This is a genomic window from Acidovorax sp. A79, assembly GCF_041154505.1.
Classification (GTDB): Bacteria; Pseudomonadota; Gammaproteobacteria; order Burkholderiales; family Burkholderiaceae_C; genus Acidovorax.
On the sequence record NZ_AP028672.1, the window covers coordinates 3,445,292 to 3,463,876 of the forward strand.

Annotated in this window: 9 protein-coding genes; 6 read left to right on the top strand and 3 right to left on the bottom strand. The window is 69.2% G+C overall.

All coding sequences use genetic code 11. From position 1 onward, the window contains the following. Nucleotides 1-85: 85 nt before the first annotated feature. Nucleotides 86-1,330, top strand: a complete 1,245-nt coding sequence (locus ACAM51_RS15835; RefSeq protein ID WP_369641151.1) for an MFS transporter — start codon at nt 86-88, stop codon at nt 1,328-1,330. A gap of 66 nt (nt 1,331-1,396) precedes the next feature. On the opposite strand, the gene ACAM51_RS15840 is transcribed toward ACAM51_RS15835, so the two are convergent. From ACAM51_RS15840 to ACAM51_RS15850, 3 genes are all read right to left on the bottom strand, one after another. Beyond that, nucleotides 1,397-2,002: a class I SAM-dependent methyltransferase gene (locus ACAM51_RS15840; protein WP_369641152.1), complete on the bottom strand. Its 606-nt coding sequence runs from the start codon at nt 2,000-2,002 to the stop codon at nt 1,397-1,399. A 75-nt stretch (nt 2,003-2,077) separates the two neighbouring features. Then, entirely contained in the window at nt 2,078-2,911 is an 834-nt protein-coding gene (locus tag ACAM51_RS15845; RefSeq protein ID WP_369641153.1) for a DMT family transporter, read from the bottom strand. A 146-nt stretch (nt 2,912-3,057) separates the two neighbouring features. Continuing rightward, the gene (locus ACAM51_RS15850) at nt 3,058-3,804 is read right to left on the bottom strand and encodes an AraC family transcriptional regulator (RefSeq protein ID WP_218341843.1); all 747 of its coding nucleotides are present in this window, start codon (nt 3,802-3,804) and stop codon (nt 3,058-3,060) included. A gap of 136 nt (nt 3,805-3,940) precedes the next feature. On the opposite strand from ACAM51_RS15850, the gene ACAM51_RS15855 reads away from it, so the two are divergent. From ACAM51_RS15855 to ACAM51_RS15875, 5 genes are all read left to right on the top strand, one after another. Continuing rightward, on the top strand, nt 3,941-6,103 hold the full coding sequence (locus ACAM51_RS15855) for a type I secretion system permease/ATPase (protein ID WP_218298022.1): 2,163 nt from the start codon (nt 3,941-3,943) through the stop codon (nt 6,101-6,103). Between the two features lies 1 nt (nt 6,104). Next, complete coding sequence (locus tag ACAM51_RS15860) at nt 6,105-7,520, top strand: HlyD family type I secretion periplasmic adaptor subunit (RefSeq protein ID WP_369641154.1); 1,416 nt, start codon at nt 6,105-6,107, stop codon at nt 7,518-7,520. A gap of 5 nt (nt 7,521-7,525) precedes the next feature. Next, nucleotides 7,526-8,191, top strand: a complete 666-nt coding sequence (locus tag ACAM51_RS15865; RefSeq protein WP_369641155.1) for a LuxR C-terminal-related transcriptional regulator — start codon at nt 7,526-7,528, stop codon at nt 8,189-8,191. Next, nucleotides 8,184-8,414 (top strand): hypothetical protein, encoded by a 231-nt coding sequence (locus ACAM51_RS15870; RefSeq protein ID WP_255591960.1) that lies wholly within the window; start codon nt 8,184-8,186, stop codon nt 8,412-8,414. Before ACAM51_RS15865 ends, ACAM51_RS15870 begins: the two co-directional genes overlap by 8 nt. A 141-nt stretch (nt 8,415-8,555) precedes the next feature. Further along, nucleotides 8,556-18,428 carry a retention module-containing protein gene (locus tag ACAM51_RS15875; protein WP_369641156.1) on the top strand — a complete coding sequence of 3,291 codons (9,873 nt, stop codon included), beginning with the start codon at nt 8,556-8,558 and terminating at the stop codon, nt 18,426-18,428. Nucleotides 18,429-18,585: the final 157 nt, after the last annotated feature.

Here is an 18,585-nt window from a genome sequence, read left to right on the forward strand (position 1 = left end):
TCCGCCAGCCTGCAAGGCCGGCGGATGCACTTCTCCCCGCCCGTTCTGATGGCCTGCGCTGCATCCAGAAAAACCCATGCCTCCCATGCAGCTTGCCCACGCAGACCCGTCCCTCATCGACTCGCCCCAGGCCCTGCGGCGGCTTCTTGCGACCCTGGGCCTCGTCGTGCTGGGGAACAGCAGCATGTACGTGGTGTCGGTGGTGCTTCCGGCGGTGCAGAGCGAGTTCGGAATCGGCCGCGCCAGCGCCTCGCTGCCCTATACCCTGATGATGGTCTGCCTGGGCCTGGGCGGGCTATGGACAGGGCGGCTGGCGGACCGCCACGGCCTGATGCCCGTGCTCTGGCTGGGTGCCCTGGCGGTGTTTGGCGGCTTCATGGGGGCGAGCCTGTCGGGCAGCATCTGGGCTTTCGGCTTGGCGCACGCGGTGATGGGGTTCATTGGCGGCTCCGCGACGTTCGCGCCCTTGCTGGCCGATACGGCGCTTTGGTGGAATCGCCGGCGGGGCATCGCGGTGGCGGTGTGCGCCAGCGGCAACTACGTGGCGGGCGCGGTCTGGCCGCCCATCGTGCAATACGGCGTCGACTCCATCGGCTGGCGGCCTACCTACATGGTGCTGGGCAGCATCTGCGGCGTGGGTATGCTCGCGCTGTCCCTGCGCATGCGCCAGCGCCCTCCCGCGATTCCGGCGTCTGCGGCAGCGGGCGCGAACCGGGCGGCGCCGGACCGTGCCCGCCCTTTCGGCCTGGCTCCGAACCACGCGATGGCGCTGCTGTGCCTGGCAGGCATCGCGTGCTGCGTCGCCATGGCCATGCCGCAGGTCCACATCGTGGCCTACTGCACGGACCTGGGCTTCGGCGCCGCCCAGGGCGCCCAGATGCTGTCGCTCATGCTGGCCTGCGGCATCGTGAGCCGCCTGGTCTTCGGGCTGATCTGCGACCGCATCGGCGGCATCCGCACCCTGTTGCTGGGATCGGCGCTGCAGGGCATCGCCCTCGTGCTTTTCCTTCCCTACGACGGCCTGGTGCCGCTGTACGTCATCTCGGGGCTATTCGGGCTGTTCCAGGGCGGCATCGTGCCCACCTACGCCATCATCGTGCGCGAGTACTTCCCGCCCGGCCAGGCGAGCGTGCGGGTGGGGGGCGTCATCATGGCCACGCTCGTCGGCATGGCGCTGGGCGGCTGGCTTTCCGGCTGGATATTCGACGCCACGGGAAGCTACCACGCCGCCTTTCTCAACGGCATCGGCTGGAACCTGCTGAACCTCTCCATCACCGGCTGGCTCTACCTGCGCGTGCGCCGGGAGCGCGCGGACCCGCGCATGCCGTGAATTGCTCCTGAATAGATAGCACTCCGCGCTTGCCGGACAAGCACGGGAGGCCCGCTGGATGCAGATTCACACGGGCCGCCGCAGGGCCAGCACGCTCCAGCGCACGTCCGGCCGCCCCTGGGCGTCGTCCCGCGTTCCGCTGTGCGCGGTGGCCAGCCCGTGCCGTGCGCCCAGCGCCGCCGTTTCCTGCATCGACACGTCGAACATGCGCCGCCCCCGGGGCACGGGGCCATGGCGCAGCGACATCACCACCAGCGCGCCCGGCGCGAGCAGGTCCGCCACGGCCCGCATGGCGGCGGCGCGTTCCGCGGCGTCCAGATGCATCCACACGGCGGTCAGCAGCACCAGGTCGAACTGGCGGCCCCGCAGGCCGGTGAGCGCGGGCAGGTGGTCGTCCACCCACTCGATGGGCAGCCCCGCGTGGATGCGCTGCCCCTCCTGCCGCAAGGCCGCCGTGGGCTCGGCGGCCACCACATGGTGGCCCGCGCGCACCAGCGCGGCAGCGTCCCGTCCCGAGCCCGCGCCGATGTCGAGCACCCGGCTGGGCGCGCGCGGGAACAGGTGCAGCGTGCTGCGGTGCACATCGGCGAACGCGATGCTTTCATACTGCGCCGCCAGCGCGGCGGCGTGCGTGCCATAGCCCGCCGTGCCGGGGATGGGGAGGGTGTCCATGCGAGGATCGGGTTTGCTATCGGATAAATAGCTATCAGCGCTTGATGGGCAAGCGCCTGGGCCATTTTGATTGAATCAGCGCGCCCGCATGCCCATCACGGCCGCGCCGATGATCATCACCGTGGCCAGCGCGATGCTCCAGGTGAACGGGCGGCCGCTCACCGCGATCAGCAGCGCGGTGGACGCCAGCGGCGTGACGTAGCTCAGGATGCCGATGTGCCGCGCGTCGCCCAGCTTGAGTGCCTTGTCCCATAGAAAGAACGAGGCGCCCAGCGGGCCCAGGCCCAGCACGGCCAGCAGCGCCCAGTCGCGCGGCTGCAGCGCCACGGCGGGCTCCAGCAGCGCGTGGCACAGCAGCGACAGCACGCCCGACACCAGCCCGAACAGGCCGATGGCGGTGGTGGGGAACGCCGCCACCCGCTTGGTCATGAGCGAATAGGTGGCCCAGATGAAGGCCGCCGCCAGCGCCGGCAGGTAGCCCCAGGCGAGGGTGCCGCTCAGCGCGCGCCCGCCCGCGATGGCGATGGCGGCCCCGCCAAAGCCCAGCAGTGCCGCCAGCACATGCGGCGTGCGCAGCGACACGCCGGGCAGCACCACGGGCGAGAGCACGACGATGAACAGCGGCCACAGGTAGTTGACCAGGTTGGCCTCGACCGGCGGCGCGTGGCGCAGCGCGATGAACAGCAGGAAGTGGTAGGCGAACAGGCCGTACACCCCCAGCGCCAGCGTGCGCGCCGGAATGCGCCACTGCGACGGATCGCGCAGCACGAAGGGCCAGGCCGGCACGCTGCCGATGATGAGCGCGATGCCCGTGAGCAGGAACGGCGGAATGTGGGTGAGCGACACGCCCAGCGAGGCGAGCGAGGCCCACAGGGCGATGGCACCGAGGGCATAGAGATTGGCTTGCATGGGCTTGACTGTATGCGCGAGCGGCGGCCCGCATCGTCGCGCAACGGCGGCAGCTCGTCGCGCAGCGGCGGTGCGGCGGCGCCGCACCGGTCATTCCCTCACCGATCCATGCATCCATTCATTTGCTCACTCACCCATTCGCCGGTTCATTCACCGGGGCCCGGGCTCCCCGCCGCGCCCGCCTGGCGCCGCAGCGCCGCGGTCAGCGCCGAGGGTGAACGGTAGCCCGTGCGCTGCGCCACTTCGGCCACGGCCATCCCGCCGCCGCGCAGCAGCCGGGCCTGTGCCAGCCGCTGGCCGCGCAGCCAGGCCATGGGGCCCAGGCCCTGCTCGTCGCGGCAGCGGGCCGCGAACTGGCTGGGGCTCAGGTGCACGCGCGCGGCCAGGTCGGCGACCGAGAGCGCCCCGTCCCACTGCTGCGCGGCCCACTGCCGCAGCGCGGCCCAGTCGATCGGCCGCTGGCGCGAGGGTGCCAGGCCGGGGGGCCAGGCGCGGGGGCCGGAGCCTGCCAGCCACGCCTCCAGCAACAGCGCCGGGCCGTGGGCCTGCGCCAGGGGGCGGCCTTGCTGCAGTGCGCCCGCCAGGTAGTGCGCCAGCGGCAGGGCCTCGGCGGGGGGCGCGCTGGCGCCCTGGCCGTGCGGCCGCAGGCAGCGCGCCCATCCGGGCTGCGCACTGTCGAGCACCAGGCACAGGCTGCCGCGCGCCGACTCGAAGTCATGGCGGTCGCCCGGGGCGATCACGCACCCCCCGCCGGGGCTGACGCGCACGCCGCGCCCCTCGACTTCGAGGTCGAGGGCGCCGGACAGCCCCAGCAGGACCTGGAAGTGGTCATGGCTGTGGCTGCCGGGAGAAGCACCGTAGCGGCGCAGCGAAAGCTGTTCGGAGGAGGGCATGTGCACCGTGGATTTTGCTGCAACCGCACACGGACCACCAGCCGGGCGGGCGCGCGCCGGGGTGGCGATTTTTTCCTTCGCGCTTTGAATTTATGTTGCTAGAGTGAATTTCAACAAGTGGCAACAAGGAATTCATATGGTTTCAAGTGCGGGCTTGGCGCAGCCTGCAGAACTTTCAGGCAGCGGTTCCGACGAGCTGTTGGCGTGCCTGCTCATTGTTGCCAAGGCCCACGGCCTGCCTTCGACGCCCGAGGCGGTGATGGCCGGGTTGCCTGCTGAAAACCACCGGCTGACCCCCGGCCTCTTTGCCCGTGCGGCCCAGCGCGCGCACATGAGCAGCCGTCTCGTGCGGGAGCCGCTGACCCGCGTCAAGGACGCCTTGCTCCCGGCGGTCCTGCTGCTGCAGGGCGAGCGCGCGTGCGTGCTCCTGGGCTGGAGCGACGGCCGCAGCGAAGCGCGTGTCGTGCTGCCCGAACTGGGGGACGCGCCCATCCAGGTGTCGCGCGCGGCGCTGGAGGCGGACTACCTGGGCACCACGGTGTATGTGCGCCCTTCCCAGCGTTTCGATGCGCGTGCCCCGCAGGTCAGGGCGGGCCGCCATGGGCACTGGTTCTGGACCGTGCTGGCCGAAAACCACGGGCTGTACCGCGACGTGCTCATGGCCGCCTTCCTGGCCAACCTGTTCGCCCTGGGCATGCCCATCTTCACGATGAATGTCTATGACCGGGTGGTGCCCAACAACGCCATCGACACCCTGTGGGTGCTGGCGCTGGGGCTGTCCATCATGCTCGTGGGCGACCTGGTGCTGCGCACGCTGCGCGGGCGCTTCGTGGACCTGGCCAGCAGCCGTGCCGACGTGAAGCTGTCGGCCTACATCATGGAAAAGGTGCTGGGCACGCGCATGGAGCAGCGGCCGGCCTCGGCGGGCTCGTTCGCGTCGAACCTGCGCTCGTTCGAGTCGGTGCGGGACTTCATCAGCTCGGCCTCCGTCGTGGCGTTCATCGACCTGCCGTTCGGCCTGATCTTCATCGTGGTGATCGGCTGGATCTCGTGGCCGATGCTGATCCCGCTGCTGTGCGGCGCGGCGGTGATGCTGCTCTACGCCCTGGCCGTGCAGGGGCGCATGCACGCGCTGTCCGAAACCACCTACCGCGCGGGCGCGCAGCGCAATGCCACGCTGGTGGAGGCGCTGGTGGGCTTCGAGACCGTGAAGGCGCTGGGCGCGGAGGCGCCCCTGCAGCGCAAGTGGGAGCGCAGCACGGCGCTGCTGGCCCGCGTGGGCGTGCAGCTGCGCCTTCTGTCGGCCACGGCCAGCAACACCTCGGCCTTCCTGCAGCAGCTCATCAACCTGGTGATCGTGATCGTGGGCGTGCACATGATCGGCGAGCGCCAGCTCACCATGGGGGGGCTGATCGCATGCACCATGCTCGCGTCGCGGGCCATGGCGCCGGTGGGGCAGGTGGCGGGCCTGCTCGTGCAGTACCACACGGCATCGACGGCCCTGACCTCGCTCAACGAGATGATGAAGCGCGAGGTGGACCGCCCCGAGGGCGCCAGCTTCATCAGCCGGGGGCGGCTGCAGGGCGCGATCGAGTTCAGGGATGTCGGCTTCACCTACCCGGGCCAGCAGACGGCCTCGCTGCGCAACGTGACGCTGTCCATCAAGCCCGGCGAGCGGGTGGCCATCCTCGGGCGCATCGGCTCGGGCAAGACCACGCTGCAAAAGCTGATGCTGGGGCTGTACCGGCCGACCTCGGGCGCGGTGCTCATCGACGGCATCGACCAGCGCCAGCTGGACCCCGCCGAGCTGCGCCGCCAGGTGGGCTACGTGCAGCAGGACGTGGTGCTTTTCTATGGCTCGCTGCGCGAGAACATCACGCTGGGCGCCCCGCTGGCCGACGACGCGGCCGTGGTGCGGGCGGCCGAGATCGGCGGCATCCTGCCGCTCGTGAATGCGCACCCGCAGGGCTTCGACATGCTGGTGGGGGAGCGGGGCGAGTCGCTGTCGGGCGGGCAGCGGCAGGGCGTGTCCATCGCGCGCGCCGTCATCAACGATCCCGTGGTGCTGCTGCTGGACGAACCCACCTCGTCCATGGACCATTCCAGCGAGGAGGACATCAAGCGCAGGCTGGCCGATTTCTCGAAGGGGCGCACGCTGGTGCTCATCAGCCACAGGACCTCGCTGCTGGCCCTGGTGGATCGCATCATCGTGATGGACGCGGGCCGCATCGTGGCCGATGGCCCCAAGGAGCAGGTGGTGCAGGCCCTGCGCCAGGGCCGCATCGGAAAGGCGGTGTGAGATGGCCGAACTCAACGAGAAAGCCTTCGAGCAGATCGGCCGTGCCGTCAGGACGGGCGGGGCGGCCAGCGAATCCGTCTTCGGGCGCATGGTCCGGCGCCTGACGCCCACGGGCGCGGCCGACACGCTGGACTGGGCGGACGATGCCGACTGGGCGCGGCTGCAGCAGGAGCCCCTGCGCGCCCGGGTCCTGCTGCGCCTGGCGGTGCTCTTTCTGCTGCTGCTGGTGCTCTGGGCCGCGTATGCGGAGCTCGACGAAGTCACGCGGGGCGACGGCAAGGTGGTGCCCACGAGCCAGGTGCAGGTCATCCAGAGCGTGGATGGCGGCGTCGTGGAAGTGCTGCCGGTGCGGGAGGGGCAGATCGTCGAAGCGGGCCAGTTGCTGCTGCGCGTGGACTCCACCCGGTTCATGTCGAACATGCTGGAAAGCCGGGCGAGCCTGCTCGCGCTGCAGGCCAAGGCCCTGCGCCTGCAGGCACTGACGCAGGGCGGCACATTCATTCCTCCGCCGGACCTCCTGCGGGACGCGCCGGACATCGTTGCGCAGGAGATGCGCCTGTACCGCTCGCGGCGCGAGGAGATCAGCGCGCAGGTGTCCATCTCGCAGAACCAGCTCCTGCAGCGCCAGCAGGAGCTCAATGAGGTGCGTGCCCGCAAGGAGCAGGCCGAGCGTGGCCTGGAGTTGATGCTCAAGGAGCTGAACGCCACGCGGCCCATGGTGGCCACGGGCGCGGTGTCCGAGGTGGAGGTGCTGCGGCTGGACCGCGAGGTGGCGCGCCTGCGCGGCGACCGCGAGCAGGCGGATGCGCAGATCTCCCGCGTGCAGGCCGCGATCCAGGAGGCCTCGCGGCGCATCGAGGAGGTGCAGCTCACGGCCCGCAACCAGATGAGCGCCGAGCTGTCGGAGACCATGAGCAAGCTCTCAAGCCTTTCCGAAGGCGGTCGGGCGCTGGCCGACAAGGTCAAGCACGCGGACATCCGCTCGCCGGTGCGGGGCACCGTCAAGCGCCTCCTGGTCAACACCGTGGGCGGCGTGGTGCAGCCGGGCAAGGAGGTGGTGGAGATCGTGCCGCTGGACGATGCGCTCATCCTGGAGGCGCAGGTCAGCCCGCGCGACATCGCCTTCCTGCACCCGGGGCAGGAGGCCATGGTCAAGTTCACGGCCTACGACTTCTCGATCTATGGCGGCCTCGTGGCCGAGGTGGTGAACATCAGCGCGGACTCCGTGGTCGATGAAAAAGGCAACGCCAACTACCTGGTGCGCGTGCGCACGCGCAAGGCCAGCCTGGGGGCGAACCTGCCCATCATCCCCGGCATGGTGGCGCAGGTGGACATCCTCACGGGCAAGAAGACCGTGCTGGCCTACCTGCTCAAGCCGGTGCTGCGCGCCAAGGCGAACGCCTTGTCCGAGAGGTGAATGCGATGAACCACTACCTGGCCAGCGATGTGCCGCAGTCCCTGGACCGCTGGGGGGCCGCATTCCCGCACGGCACGCGCATCGACAAGGCGCAGTGGCCCGCCATGGTGGCCGCGCTGCGCGGCGGCGGCGGGGGGCGTTCGGCCATCGTGTGGCTGAGCACCGAGTACCCCGAGTGGCCGGCGCTGCTGGGCGAACTGGTCCAGTCGGACAAGCGCGCGCGCGTGGTGGTGGCCACCGGCGTGCCGGACGACCGCGAAGGCCTGAAGGCCATCAACGAAGGCGCTCGCGCCTATTGCCACCTGTTTGCCGTGCCCGAGATGCTGCAGGAAGTGGCGCTGGTGGTGCAGCACGGCGGCCTGTGGGTGGGCCGGGCACTGGTGTCGCGCCTGGCCGCCGCCACCGCGGGCCTGACGGCGCCGCACGCCGTGCCACAGGCGCACCAGGACCTGCAGCTGCGGCTGTCCTCGCGGGAGCTGGAGGTCGCGCGCGCGGTGGCGCAGGGGTTGTCCAACAAGGAGATCGCGGACCGGCTGTTCATCTCGGAGCGCACCGTCAAGGCGCACCTGGGGGCCACCTTCGAGAAGCTCGGCGTGCGCGACCGGGTGCAGCTCGTGCTGCGCATGAACCAGGGCCTGCAGGTTGCACAGGGGCCCGCATCCCATGCCTGACAAGAGCCTGCCGCCCCACGGCAATCCGCTGAGCTCCTCCGACGCCGGGCTGGCCCGGGTGACCGAGGACCTGATAGATCTGCTCATCGTGCGCGGCGTGATCCGCTTCACCGACCTGCCGCTGGCCGCGCAGAACAAGCTCCTGGAGCGCAAGGAGACCCGGGCCCGCCTGAGCAATAGCCTGGATCTATTGGGTGACGATTCGGGCAACGAAACTATTTGAGTTTCCGGGGCCGGCGGGCCCAAAAGTGGACTTAAGTCCAATAGTGGATACGGGGCGGCGTCAGTAGCCTTCACTGACATCAGTCACATGCCGTTACTTCCTGCCGCTGCGCAGGGCGTAGGGGTTTACCGGAGCCAGCCCATGTCCCAAATCGCCACCGTGGTTGCCGTCACCGGCACCGCTTTCGCGGTCGATGCCGATGGCCATCGCCGTCCCCTCAAGGCCGGAGACGCCTTGCAAAAGGGTGAAATCGTCCAGACCACGGCAGGAGGCCGGGTGGAACTGCTGCTGGACGACGGCCAGACGCTGGCCGTGGCGCCCGCGCAAAGCGTCAAGATCGATGACAGCGTCACGCAGACCGCTGAACGCGCCACCGCCCAGGAGGCCAGCGTCGGGCAGGGCACCATCGACACGGTCATCCAGGCGCTGCAGCGTGGGGGCGACCTCAACGAGCAGCTGGACGCCACGGCCGCCGGCCTGGGCGGCGGTGCCGGGGGCGAAGGCGAGGGCAGCAGCTTCGTGCAGCTGCTGCGCATCTTCGAGGGGGTGGACCCGCTGGCCTACCAATACAGCTTCACACCGCAATCGGCGCCCGACATCGACTTCAATCCATTGGCGGTGCTCACCGTCGACGCGGCCCCCACGCCGGCGCCGCCCCCGCCCGTGGCTCCGCCGCCCCCGCCGGTGCCAGCGCCTCCTCCCCCTGCGCCACCCACTCCCCCGGTGCCCGCACCTCCTCCTCCGCCGGCTCCGCCCCCACCCGGCCCTCCCGGCCCACCCCCTCCTGCGCCACCGCCACCTCCGCCACCGGGGCCCGTGCGGGTCAACCTGAATGTGACGCTGGAGGAAGAGTCCGTGGCTTCAGCGGGCGGCAACCAGGGCAACAGCTCGGGGGGCAACGGTGTCATCGGAAACGACGAGGACGATGGCCTGTCCAGCGTGCGCAACGGAAACTTCGACCTGGGCGGCGGCTCGATCTTCTCCGTCACCTTGCCCGGCTATGCCGGCGTGCCGGTGCCGCCGGGCGGCGTGACGATTTACTTCGATGCCCTGGGGCAGCCCATTCCCCAGGGAGACAGCAGCGCCCAGCCCGCGGTGCTGTTGGTGATCCTGCCGGACGGCAGCTTCACGCTGGCGGTCGTGGGGCCCCTGCACCACGCGCCCGGAGACGGTGAGAACTTCCTGGCGCTGCCGCTGATCACCTTCAACGGCGTCACCGGAGAGGGCGGGGAGTTCACCGCCGAGGTGAACATGTCGGTGCAGGACGACATCCCCGTGATCACGACCAGCACCGAGGACGCGCCCACGCTGACGACGTCGGACCGCGGCGTCAACCAGGCCACCAACACGGGGTACGAGGGCACGGAGAACAACCCGGACGCCGTGGACTCGGACACGGACAGCAACACCTTCAACGGCACGGCCTTTGTGGTGTCCTTCGGGGCGGACGGCCCCAAGCTGCTGCCTGGCGGCAGCGAGGGAGAAGGCCCTGCCGTGCGCGACGGCTATGCCTTCGCATTCCAGATCGGCAATGGCGGAGCCACGGGGCTCTACGCCACCGGCACCAACACAGAGATCGTGCTGAGCACGACCGAGGACCCCTCCGTGGTGGTGGGACGCGACGGCAGCGGCAACGTGATCCTGACGCTGCAGATCGACCCGCAGACCGGTGCCGTGGTGATGACGCAGACCGGGGCCATCCGGCATGCCGCGCCCGATGGCGTGGACGGCGGCGGCGACGAGCTGCAGGCGCTGGGAACCGGGGTTCTCAGCGTGGTGCTGGAGGCCACCGACAACGACGACGATACCGTGGCGGCCGAGCTGGACCTGGGCGGGCGCCTGCTGTTTGGCGACGACGTGCCGGTCCACCGCTATGACGAGGCCCCCGGGCAGGGCGAGGGCCCCGGGGAACCCGTGGAGCGCGTCCTCTCGCTGCAGGCCGAAGAAGAGTCCGCCATGGAGGGCGGACACACGATAGGCAACGACGAGAACGACCTTCCGCTCACATCCGTCGACAGTGGAGGCCTGACCCAGATCAATGGCGCGATCAACTGGGGCGCCGATGGCTTTGGCAAGCTCACGGGCGTGCGCGTGGGCAGCGGTGAAGGCGCGACCAACGTTCCTGTTGGCCAGGCGGTCTGGTTCAATGCCAACGGCGAAGTGATTCCCTCGGGCCCCGGTGGAGCGCAGCCCGACGGGGCCGCCGCCAGCCTGGTGGTCGAGGCCACGGGCAGCTACACGCTCACGGTGCTTGCCACCATGAACCACGCCGCGGGCGGCACCGTGGTGCAGGGCGAGGACTGGCTCAATCTCGAAACCGTGCGCCTCGTCGGCGAAGATGGCGACGGCGATGCCATCACCGTCGCGCTGGAAACGCGGGTGCAGGACGACATCCCCGTGCACGTCAAGCTGCTGGGCATCCCGGTGCCACTGGTCGCGCTGCTGGAGGAGGAATCCGCCTCCAACGGCGACGGCGGCGTGATCGGCAATGACGAGTCGCTCGACTGGCTGGCCATCATCCCCGTGGGCTCGCTGAGCGCGTCGACGGGTGCCCAGTCCATGACGGGGGTGGTGCGCTGGGGCGCAGACCAGTTCGGCGGCGTGGCCGCCGTCCAGGTCGGCGCTCAGGAATATGCCGTGGGCAACACCATTGCCACCGTGTACCTGGACCGCGAGGGCCAGCCCATTGCAGATGGGGACACCACAACCCCCCGGTCGGTCGAACTGCGCATCGACGGCGCCACGGGCGGCTACCGCCTGACGGTCATCGGGCCGCTGGACCACGATCCGGGCCAGGGCGAGAACCTGATGCTGCGCACCTTCACCTTCGTGGGCATTGATGGCGACGGCGACCGGATCGGCGTGGATCTCTACGCCAAGATCCAGGATGATGTGCCCGAGCACGCCAGGGAGAATGGCAGTGTCGTCAAGCTCAGCCTGAAAGTCGAGGAAGAGTCGGTGCCCCACAGCGGCGGCACGCTGGGCAACAACGAAACGGCGGATGGACTGAGCCACGCCCACACCGACGCCACGGGCTTCCAGGGCGCCGTGAAGTGGGGCGCCGATGACTTCGGCGGCATCACGGGCGTCAAGGTGCAGACGGGCATCTTCACCGAGAACAGCTACAGCCCGGTGGCCGGCGTGGTGACCGTGTACTTCGACCAGAACGGCAAGGCCCTGCCCCCCGGGGCCACCAGCGGCGCGGCGGTGCTGACGGTGGATGCGGACGGCGCCTACCGGTTCGAGGTGCTGGACAACCTCATCCACAAAGGCGCGGGCGAAGACTGGCTGAACCTGCCCAGGATCACCTTCGTGGGCGAGGATGGCGATGGCGACAGGATCGGCGTGGAGTTGAACGCCTCCATCCAGGACGACGTGCCCATCGTGACGGTGTCCGACGCCGTGCCGGTCGCCGAGCACAGCTTCACGGTGGAGTACAAGGGCGGCGAGGCCGGCTACAACAACAGCTTCGGCTATTACTTCAAGAACCCGGATGGTTCCATCGACACCTCCAGGGGCGGGTTCGTGCTGTGGGACAACGTCAAGACCGAAGGCGGCATGACCGTGTCGCTGCCCACGGGCGTGACGGCCGACCAGATCGGTTTCTTCATCATCCCCAACGGCGACAGCCAGAACGGCGCGCTGGGCGACGCCCAGGCGGTGTCGTTCCAGCTCGTGGGCGGGAAGTGGACGGCGTTCGCCGGCGGATCGCCGCTCGCGGGCGAGGGGGCACCCATCTACTTCTCCGACCAGGCGCTCAACAGCGACGGGCAGTCCCACCTGCAGCAAACCCCGTCGGGCACGGCGGCCGGCCAGGACAGCAGGGGCAACTTCAACTGGGAAGATCTCAAGATCACCTCCGGCAGCTCGGACAAGGACTACGACGACGTCAACCTGGACCTGAACTGGAACGTGCCGCTGCTGGTCAAGGATGCGCAAGCCGATCTGGGAACGAGTTCGGACAACGACGGCAAGGCGCTGTCGGGCAGCTTCCAGTTCCACTTCGGCGCGGATGGCGCGGCGGCCAGCGGCAGCAAGACCTTCGGCCTGAGCGTCGGCGCGCAGGGCCAGGCGTCGGCGCTGAAGGACACCGCGACCGGCTCTGCCGTTCTGGTGAAGATGGAGGGCGGCGCGGCCGTCGGCTACATCCTCATCGGCGGTGTGCAGACCAATGTGTTCAAGGTCTCGGTGGCGGGCGACGCGGCCAACAACGGCCAGGTGACGGTGGAGCAGTACCGCGCGGTGGTGCACCCCACCAACGATCCGCACGAGATCGTCAACATCGGCGGCGGCGTGATCCAGCTCACCGCGCAGGCCAAGGATGGCGATGGCGACAAGTCCAATACCGCCACCTACGACATCGGCCGGCAGATCAACTTCCAGGACACGGGCCCGGTGGCTGCGGACGATGCCGCCAATCTCACGGCCTCGGCGGGGACCATGGGCACCACGGAGCATGCCGTGGGCAATGTGCTGGGCAACGACATGTACGAGGCCAAGGCGGATGGCGCCCATGCCGAGGTGGTGTTCAACCGCGCCGGTGGCGACAGGTCGGGCAACACGACCGACCTGGACGGCCCGTCGTTCGATGCCAACGGCACCCTGGGCACGCTCAGGATCGCGGCCAATGGCGATGCCACCTATGCGCTGAATGACCTCAAGGCGATGGCGCTGGGCGAAGGCGCCTCGGTCACCGACAGCTTCAACTACCAGATGAAGGATGCGGATGGCGACACCGACGTGGCCAACGTGCGCGTGACGGTGCAGGGCGTGAACAACGCGCCCGAATTCGTGACCGGCAACGACCAGACGACCGAGATCTGGGTGGACAAGGATGGTGATGGCAACAAGGACGGCGACGAGGTCTCGCGCTATTCCGGGCCGAATGCCGACCAGATCGCGGTGAGCGTGCAGGAAGACGCGCTGGAGCCGGGCAACCGCGAGAGCCCGGACCAGACCACCACGGATGCGGCCAGCTTCGGTGTGGCCGACCCCGACATCGGCGACACCGTGGGCGTGCGCTTCGATACGACGGGCAGCCTGCTGCCAGCGCTGACCTCGGGCGGTGCGCCCATCGTCTGGACCCCCAACGCGTCGGGCACGGAACTCATCGGCAAGGTGGGCGGCACCGAGATCATCAAGGTGACCATCGGGGGCACCTATGAAAGCGGCTACACCAGCAGCGTGGTGCTGCTGGGCCCCGTGGACCATGCACCGCCCCCCGCGGGCACGGCCACCGATGGCGATGTGAAGGAACTGAACTTCACCGTCATCGCGAACGACCGCCCGCTCAACCCGTCCACCGGCCTCACGGACACCATGGCGCTCAAGGTGACGGTGGAGGACGACGCCCCCACCGCCAGGCTCGTGGATGGCGCCGCCATGGTGCTGAGCGCCACGCTCGAGGAAGAGTCCGCACTGCGTGGCGGCGCGAAGATCGGCAATGACGAACGGGATGCGAGCGACCTGGCCCATGGCGCGCAGCTGGAGGCATCGACCGGCGTGCAGGTGATGACCGGCGCCGTGAAGTGGGGCGCCGACGGTTTCGGCAAGGTCACCGGCCTGCAGTTCGGCGGCACCACCGTGAACGTGGATCTGGGCACGGGGGGCAAGGTGTACTTCAATGCCGACGGGCAGCCGCAAGGTAGTTCCACGGGGGCGGCCGCCGTGCTGGAGGTCCAGGCCAATGGCGAATACACGCTCACGGTGACGGGGGCGCTCATGCACTCGGCGCAAGGCGAGGACACGCTGAACCTGGGCCGCGTGCAGATCGTGGGCGAGGACCGTGACGGCGACGCCATCGGCGTGGAGCTGGCCGCCAGCGTGAAGGACGACATCCCCGTCATCACCACGGTGGAGCCCGTGCCCGTGCCGGGCATCACCGTGCAACTGGTGGGCAGCGACGCGGGCTACAACAACACCTGGGGCTACTACATCAAGGACGCCAGCGGCATGCCCACCACGGGCACGGTGGTGTGGGACAACGTGAAGAACCAGCCGGTGACCAGCGTCACCCTGCCGCCGGGCGTGCTGCCCGGCCAGGTCGGCTTCTTCATGATCCCCAATGGCGACAGCCTCAATGGTTCGCTGGGCAACAACACGGCGGTCACCTTCTCGCAAGACAGCGGCGGCCAGTGGGTCGCGCACGCGGGTGGCGCTCCGCTCGCCGGGCAGGGCGCGGCCGCACTGTTCGACAACAGCGCGCTCAATCTCGACGGCCTGTCCCATGTGAACACCCTCGCGGTGGGCCCTGTCTCGGGCAATCAGAACTGGGAGGACATCGCGGGCGGCGGCGACCTGGACTACAACGACGTGCTGCTCAACGTCACCATGCCGCTGCTGGTGGACGACAGCTTCCTGAACATCGACGCGGAGTCCGATGTGGGCTCCACGCGCTTCACCGTGAGCTACGGCGCCGACGGTGCGGCCGCGCTGCAGGGCAAGGCCTATGGGCTGGTCCTGACCGGTGGTGAAGGCACGCCCTCGGGCTTCAAGGACACCGCGCAGTACTCGAACGGCCAGCCCGCCGATGTGCTGCTCAAGAGCGGGCCCGGCGGCACGCTCATCGGCTACGTGACGGTGGACGGCGTGGAAAAGACGGTCTTCCAGCTGTCGGTCGATGCCGCCACGGGCGAGGTCACGTTCGACCAGCAGCGCACGGTGGTGCATTCGACGCCGGGCGACTCCAACGAGGTGCAGTCGGCGCTGGCGGGCAAGATCGGCCTGCAGCTCACGGCCACCGATGGCGATGGCGACCATGTCAACGCGAGCATCGACCTGGGCCGCATGCTGTTCATCGCGGACGACGGCCCCGTGGCGAAGGACGACACGGATGGCACGCAGTGGGTGGTGGACCACTGGGTCGCCACCGGCAACGTGCTCACGGGGGCGGGCACCACCTCGGGCGATGCCGGCAAGGACCAGCACGAGGGCATGCAGGACGGCGCCAAGGCCGAGGTCGTGCAGGTGCGCGCGGGTGCAGAGGGCGCCGTGTGGACGCCTGGCACGGCCGTGGCCAGCGGTGGCAGCGCCACGGTGGCGGGCCAGTACGGCTCGCTCACCATCGAGTCCGATGGCGACTACACCTACACCGGGCACCAGACCACCGTGCAGCTCGGAGGGGGCGCGGGCGTGCCGGCCGGCACCGATGCCTTCGACTACGGCAAGCCCTACACCACGAACCTGGGCGAGCAGCTGATCACCAGCCCCACGCCCGCGCAGACCGGCGGCGCCGTGGTCACCAGCCAGGGCAATGGCGCGGGCGTGGACGACCCCACCGAACCCGTGCCGGGCGACGTGGGCGCCAGCACACCCGAGCAGGTGGGCTACTCGCCCAGCCAGGGCACGGAGGCCCTGTCGGTGGACCTGGGCACGATGGCCGTGCGGGCCGTGGTGGACATTTCCAACCTGTTCCAGAACGAATCGGGCCAGACGGGCAACCAGGGCGAGACCGGGCGCTGGGAGGCGTTCGACGCCGCCGGCAACAAGGTGGGCGAGGGCATGATCGGCGGCGCGCTGTTCCACAACGGCGCGAACGGCAGCGACCCCGTGCACCAGGGCCAGGTGGAGATCGAGGTGCTGGGCGCCGACGGCAACCCCATCGCCTTCCAGAACGTGGTGTTCTCGGGCGTGGACTATCTCGCCGGTGACAAGGGCAGCGACAGCTCGGACTACTTCGTCAAGGCGGTCAGCTTCGAGGAAGCCGTGGCGCCCGAGACGACGGACACGTTCAGCTACCAGATGAAGGACGGCGATGGCGACACCGACAGCGCCACGCTGACCATCGAAACCGGCCACCAGCAGAGCACGCAGGGCCTGGGCATGGTGTACGAGGACGGCCTGGCCACGGGCAACGTGGACAGCAGCCCGCACACCACCGATACGGCTGGCACGCTGGGCATGGGGGGCGCCACCTACGCGCTGGTGGCCCCGGTGCAGAAGATCACCTCGGCGGGCGAAGAGGTGCGCTGGAGCACGTCGGCCGATGGCAAGACCCTGACCGGCACGGCCGGCGCGGGCGCCGATGTGCGCACGGTGGCCGTGGCCACCATCGACGACAGCGGCCAGTACAAGGTGGAACTCAAGGGCCAGGTGGACCACGCCTACACCGAGAGCGGCGAGGAGAACCTGTACCTGCAGCTGGTGGCGCAGAAGACGGTGGACGGCGAGACCGAGGTCCAGGGCTTCAACATCAAGATCCAGGACGACGCGCCGGTGTACGTGGGCGGTACGCAGGACACCCTGGTCGCCAACAGCGGCGTGGGCGAGGTCACGGCGGACCTGGGCGCACGCGTGGGTGCCGACGTGGTGGGGGCGGACGTGAACCTCACGGCGACCTCGGCCACCACCGTGGGCACGTCCCCCGTGCGGTATGTCTCCATGTCGTACCTGCAGGGCGGCGATGTGCATTCCACCGTGATGACGGTGGACGGCAACAAGGTGTTCTACCAGGCCACGAGCGACGGCAGCATCAAGGCGGTGTACGACGACGGCGGTGTGCTGAAGACCGCGTTCACCGTGAACGGCGTGGTGAATGCCGACGGCACGACCAGCTACGTCACCAACATGGTGGCGGTGGCCGACAAGGTGCAGGTGGGCGAGACGGTCACACCCGGCAGCACGACGACCGTGGAGAAGACCGTGGTCTTCGGCGACAGCAAGAACGATGATGTGTTCAAGCCCAGCAGCTATACCCACTCGTCGGCTGGCGGCAGCGAAATGGGCGCGCGGTACGTGGACTCCGCCACGGGCATCTACATGCAGATCTCGGCCGACAAGGACGAGACCAAGGCCAACACCGTGCAGTGGAAGAACGGGAAGTGGGAGGTCACCCAGGACGACACCTCGCTGCAGACCGACGGCAACCAGGCCAACGACCCCGAGGTCAACTGGTCGTCCACGGGCAACGGCAATGGCGGGGGGGGCTTTGGCGTCGGCGACAACTTCATCGGCAACGACAGCTCGGTGGGCGAGCGCGATTCCGACAGGAGCGATGCCGTGAAGGCCGGCGACGGCGCGGGCGAGCGCCTGGTGGTCGAGTTCTTCAAGGCCGACGGCACGCGCCTGAACGTGACCTCCGCCGACTTCAAGCTCGACCACCTGGGCAAGGAGGAAGCCGCCGTGGTCACGGCGGTGAACACCGGCAGCGGCGGCGCCACGACCGTGGTGGGATCGCCCATCGTTCAGGAGGGCACGGCCAGCGGCGGCAACACCAATGGTGGTACCGCCAGCGTGGAGACGCCCGTCAGGGTGGATCCGGCGGGCTCGGCCACATTCAACACCGTCCAGTTCACCGCCGAAGATTGCACGGACTACCGGGTGACCGATGCGGCCACCCTGACCTACACCGAGACGGTGACGACACCTCCGGTCACGACGCCTGTCTATGCCGACCAGATGTGGATCGACCTGCAGGCCGTGATCGTCGATGGCGACGGCGACACGCTGGCGGACCCGATCGACGTCAAGATCGTCATCGACACCGGCAACACGCTCGATGGCGACGAGGTGGAGCTGTCCGATGCGGCGGCGGGCGGGCTGGCCATCAAGGGTGGCGATGCGCCGGAAACCATCGTGGGCAGCGCGGGCGACGATACCGTGCAGGCTGGCGAGGGCAATGACACCGTGCAGGGAGGTGACGGCGACGATGTGCTGGATGGGGGCCCTGGCAGCGACATCCTGGCCGGCGGCGATGGCGACGACACCATCGAGATCAACCTCGCGGACAGCAGCCCCGGCGGCACCGACAAGGATGTCGTCAAGGACCTGGAGGAGGGCGACAAGATCGAGGTGGCGGACCTGCTGACGGACGACGGTGGCGACCTGCTCGCAAGCCTGCCTCTGGCGGCGGATGCCTCGGGCGACACGAACATCGCGGTGGACAGCAACGGACCGGCGGCGGGCGGAGCGTCCCAGACCGTGGTGGTGGAAGACACCACGCCGGAGGCCCTGGCCGTGGACCTGGCCCTGGGGACCCCCGATGTGGCGACGGTGACCAAGCCAAACGACGACTGAGCCACGCACCCCAGGCGCAAGGGGCCTGGGGTGCGTGGGTTGTGGATGGGCAAGAAAAAGGCTGCCACCGCTTGTGGATCAAGCGGTGGCAGCTATCTGTTTTGATGACAGGCAAGAGGCCGGCGGCAGAGTGCCTTCGCCCTCGCTGGCACCGGAC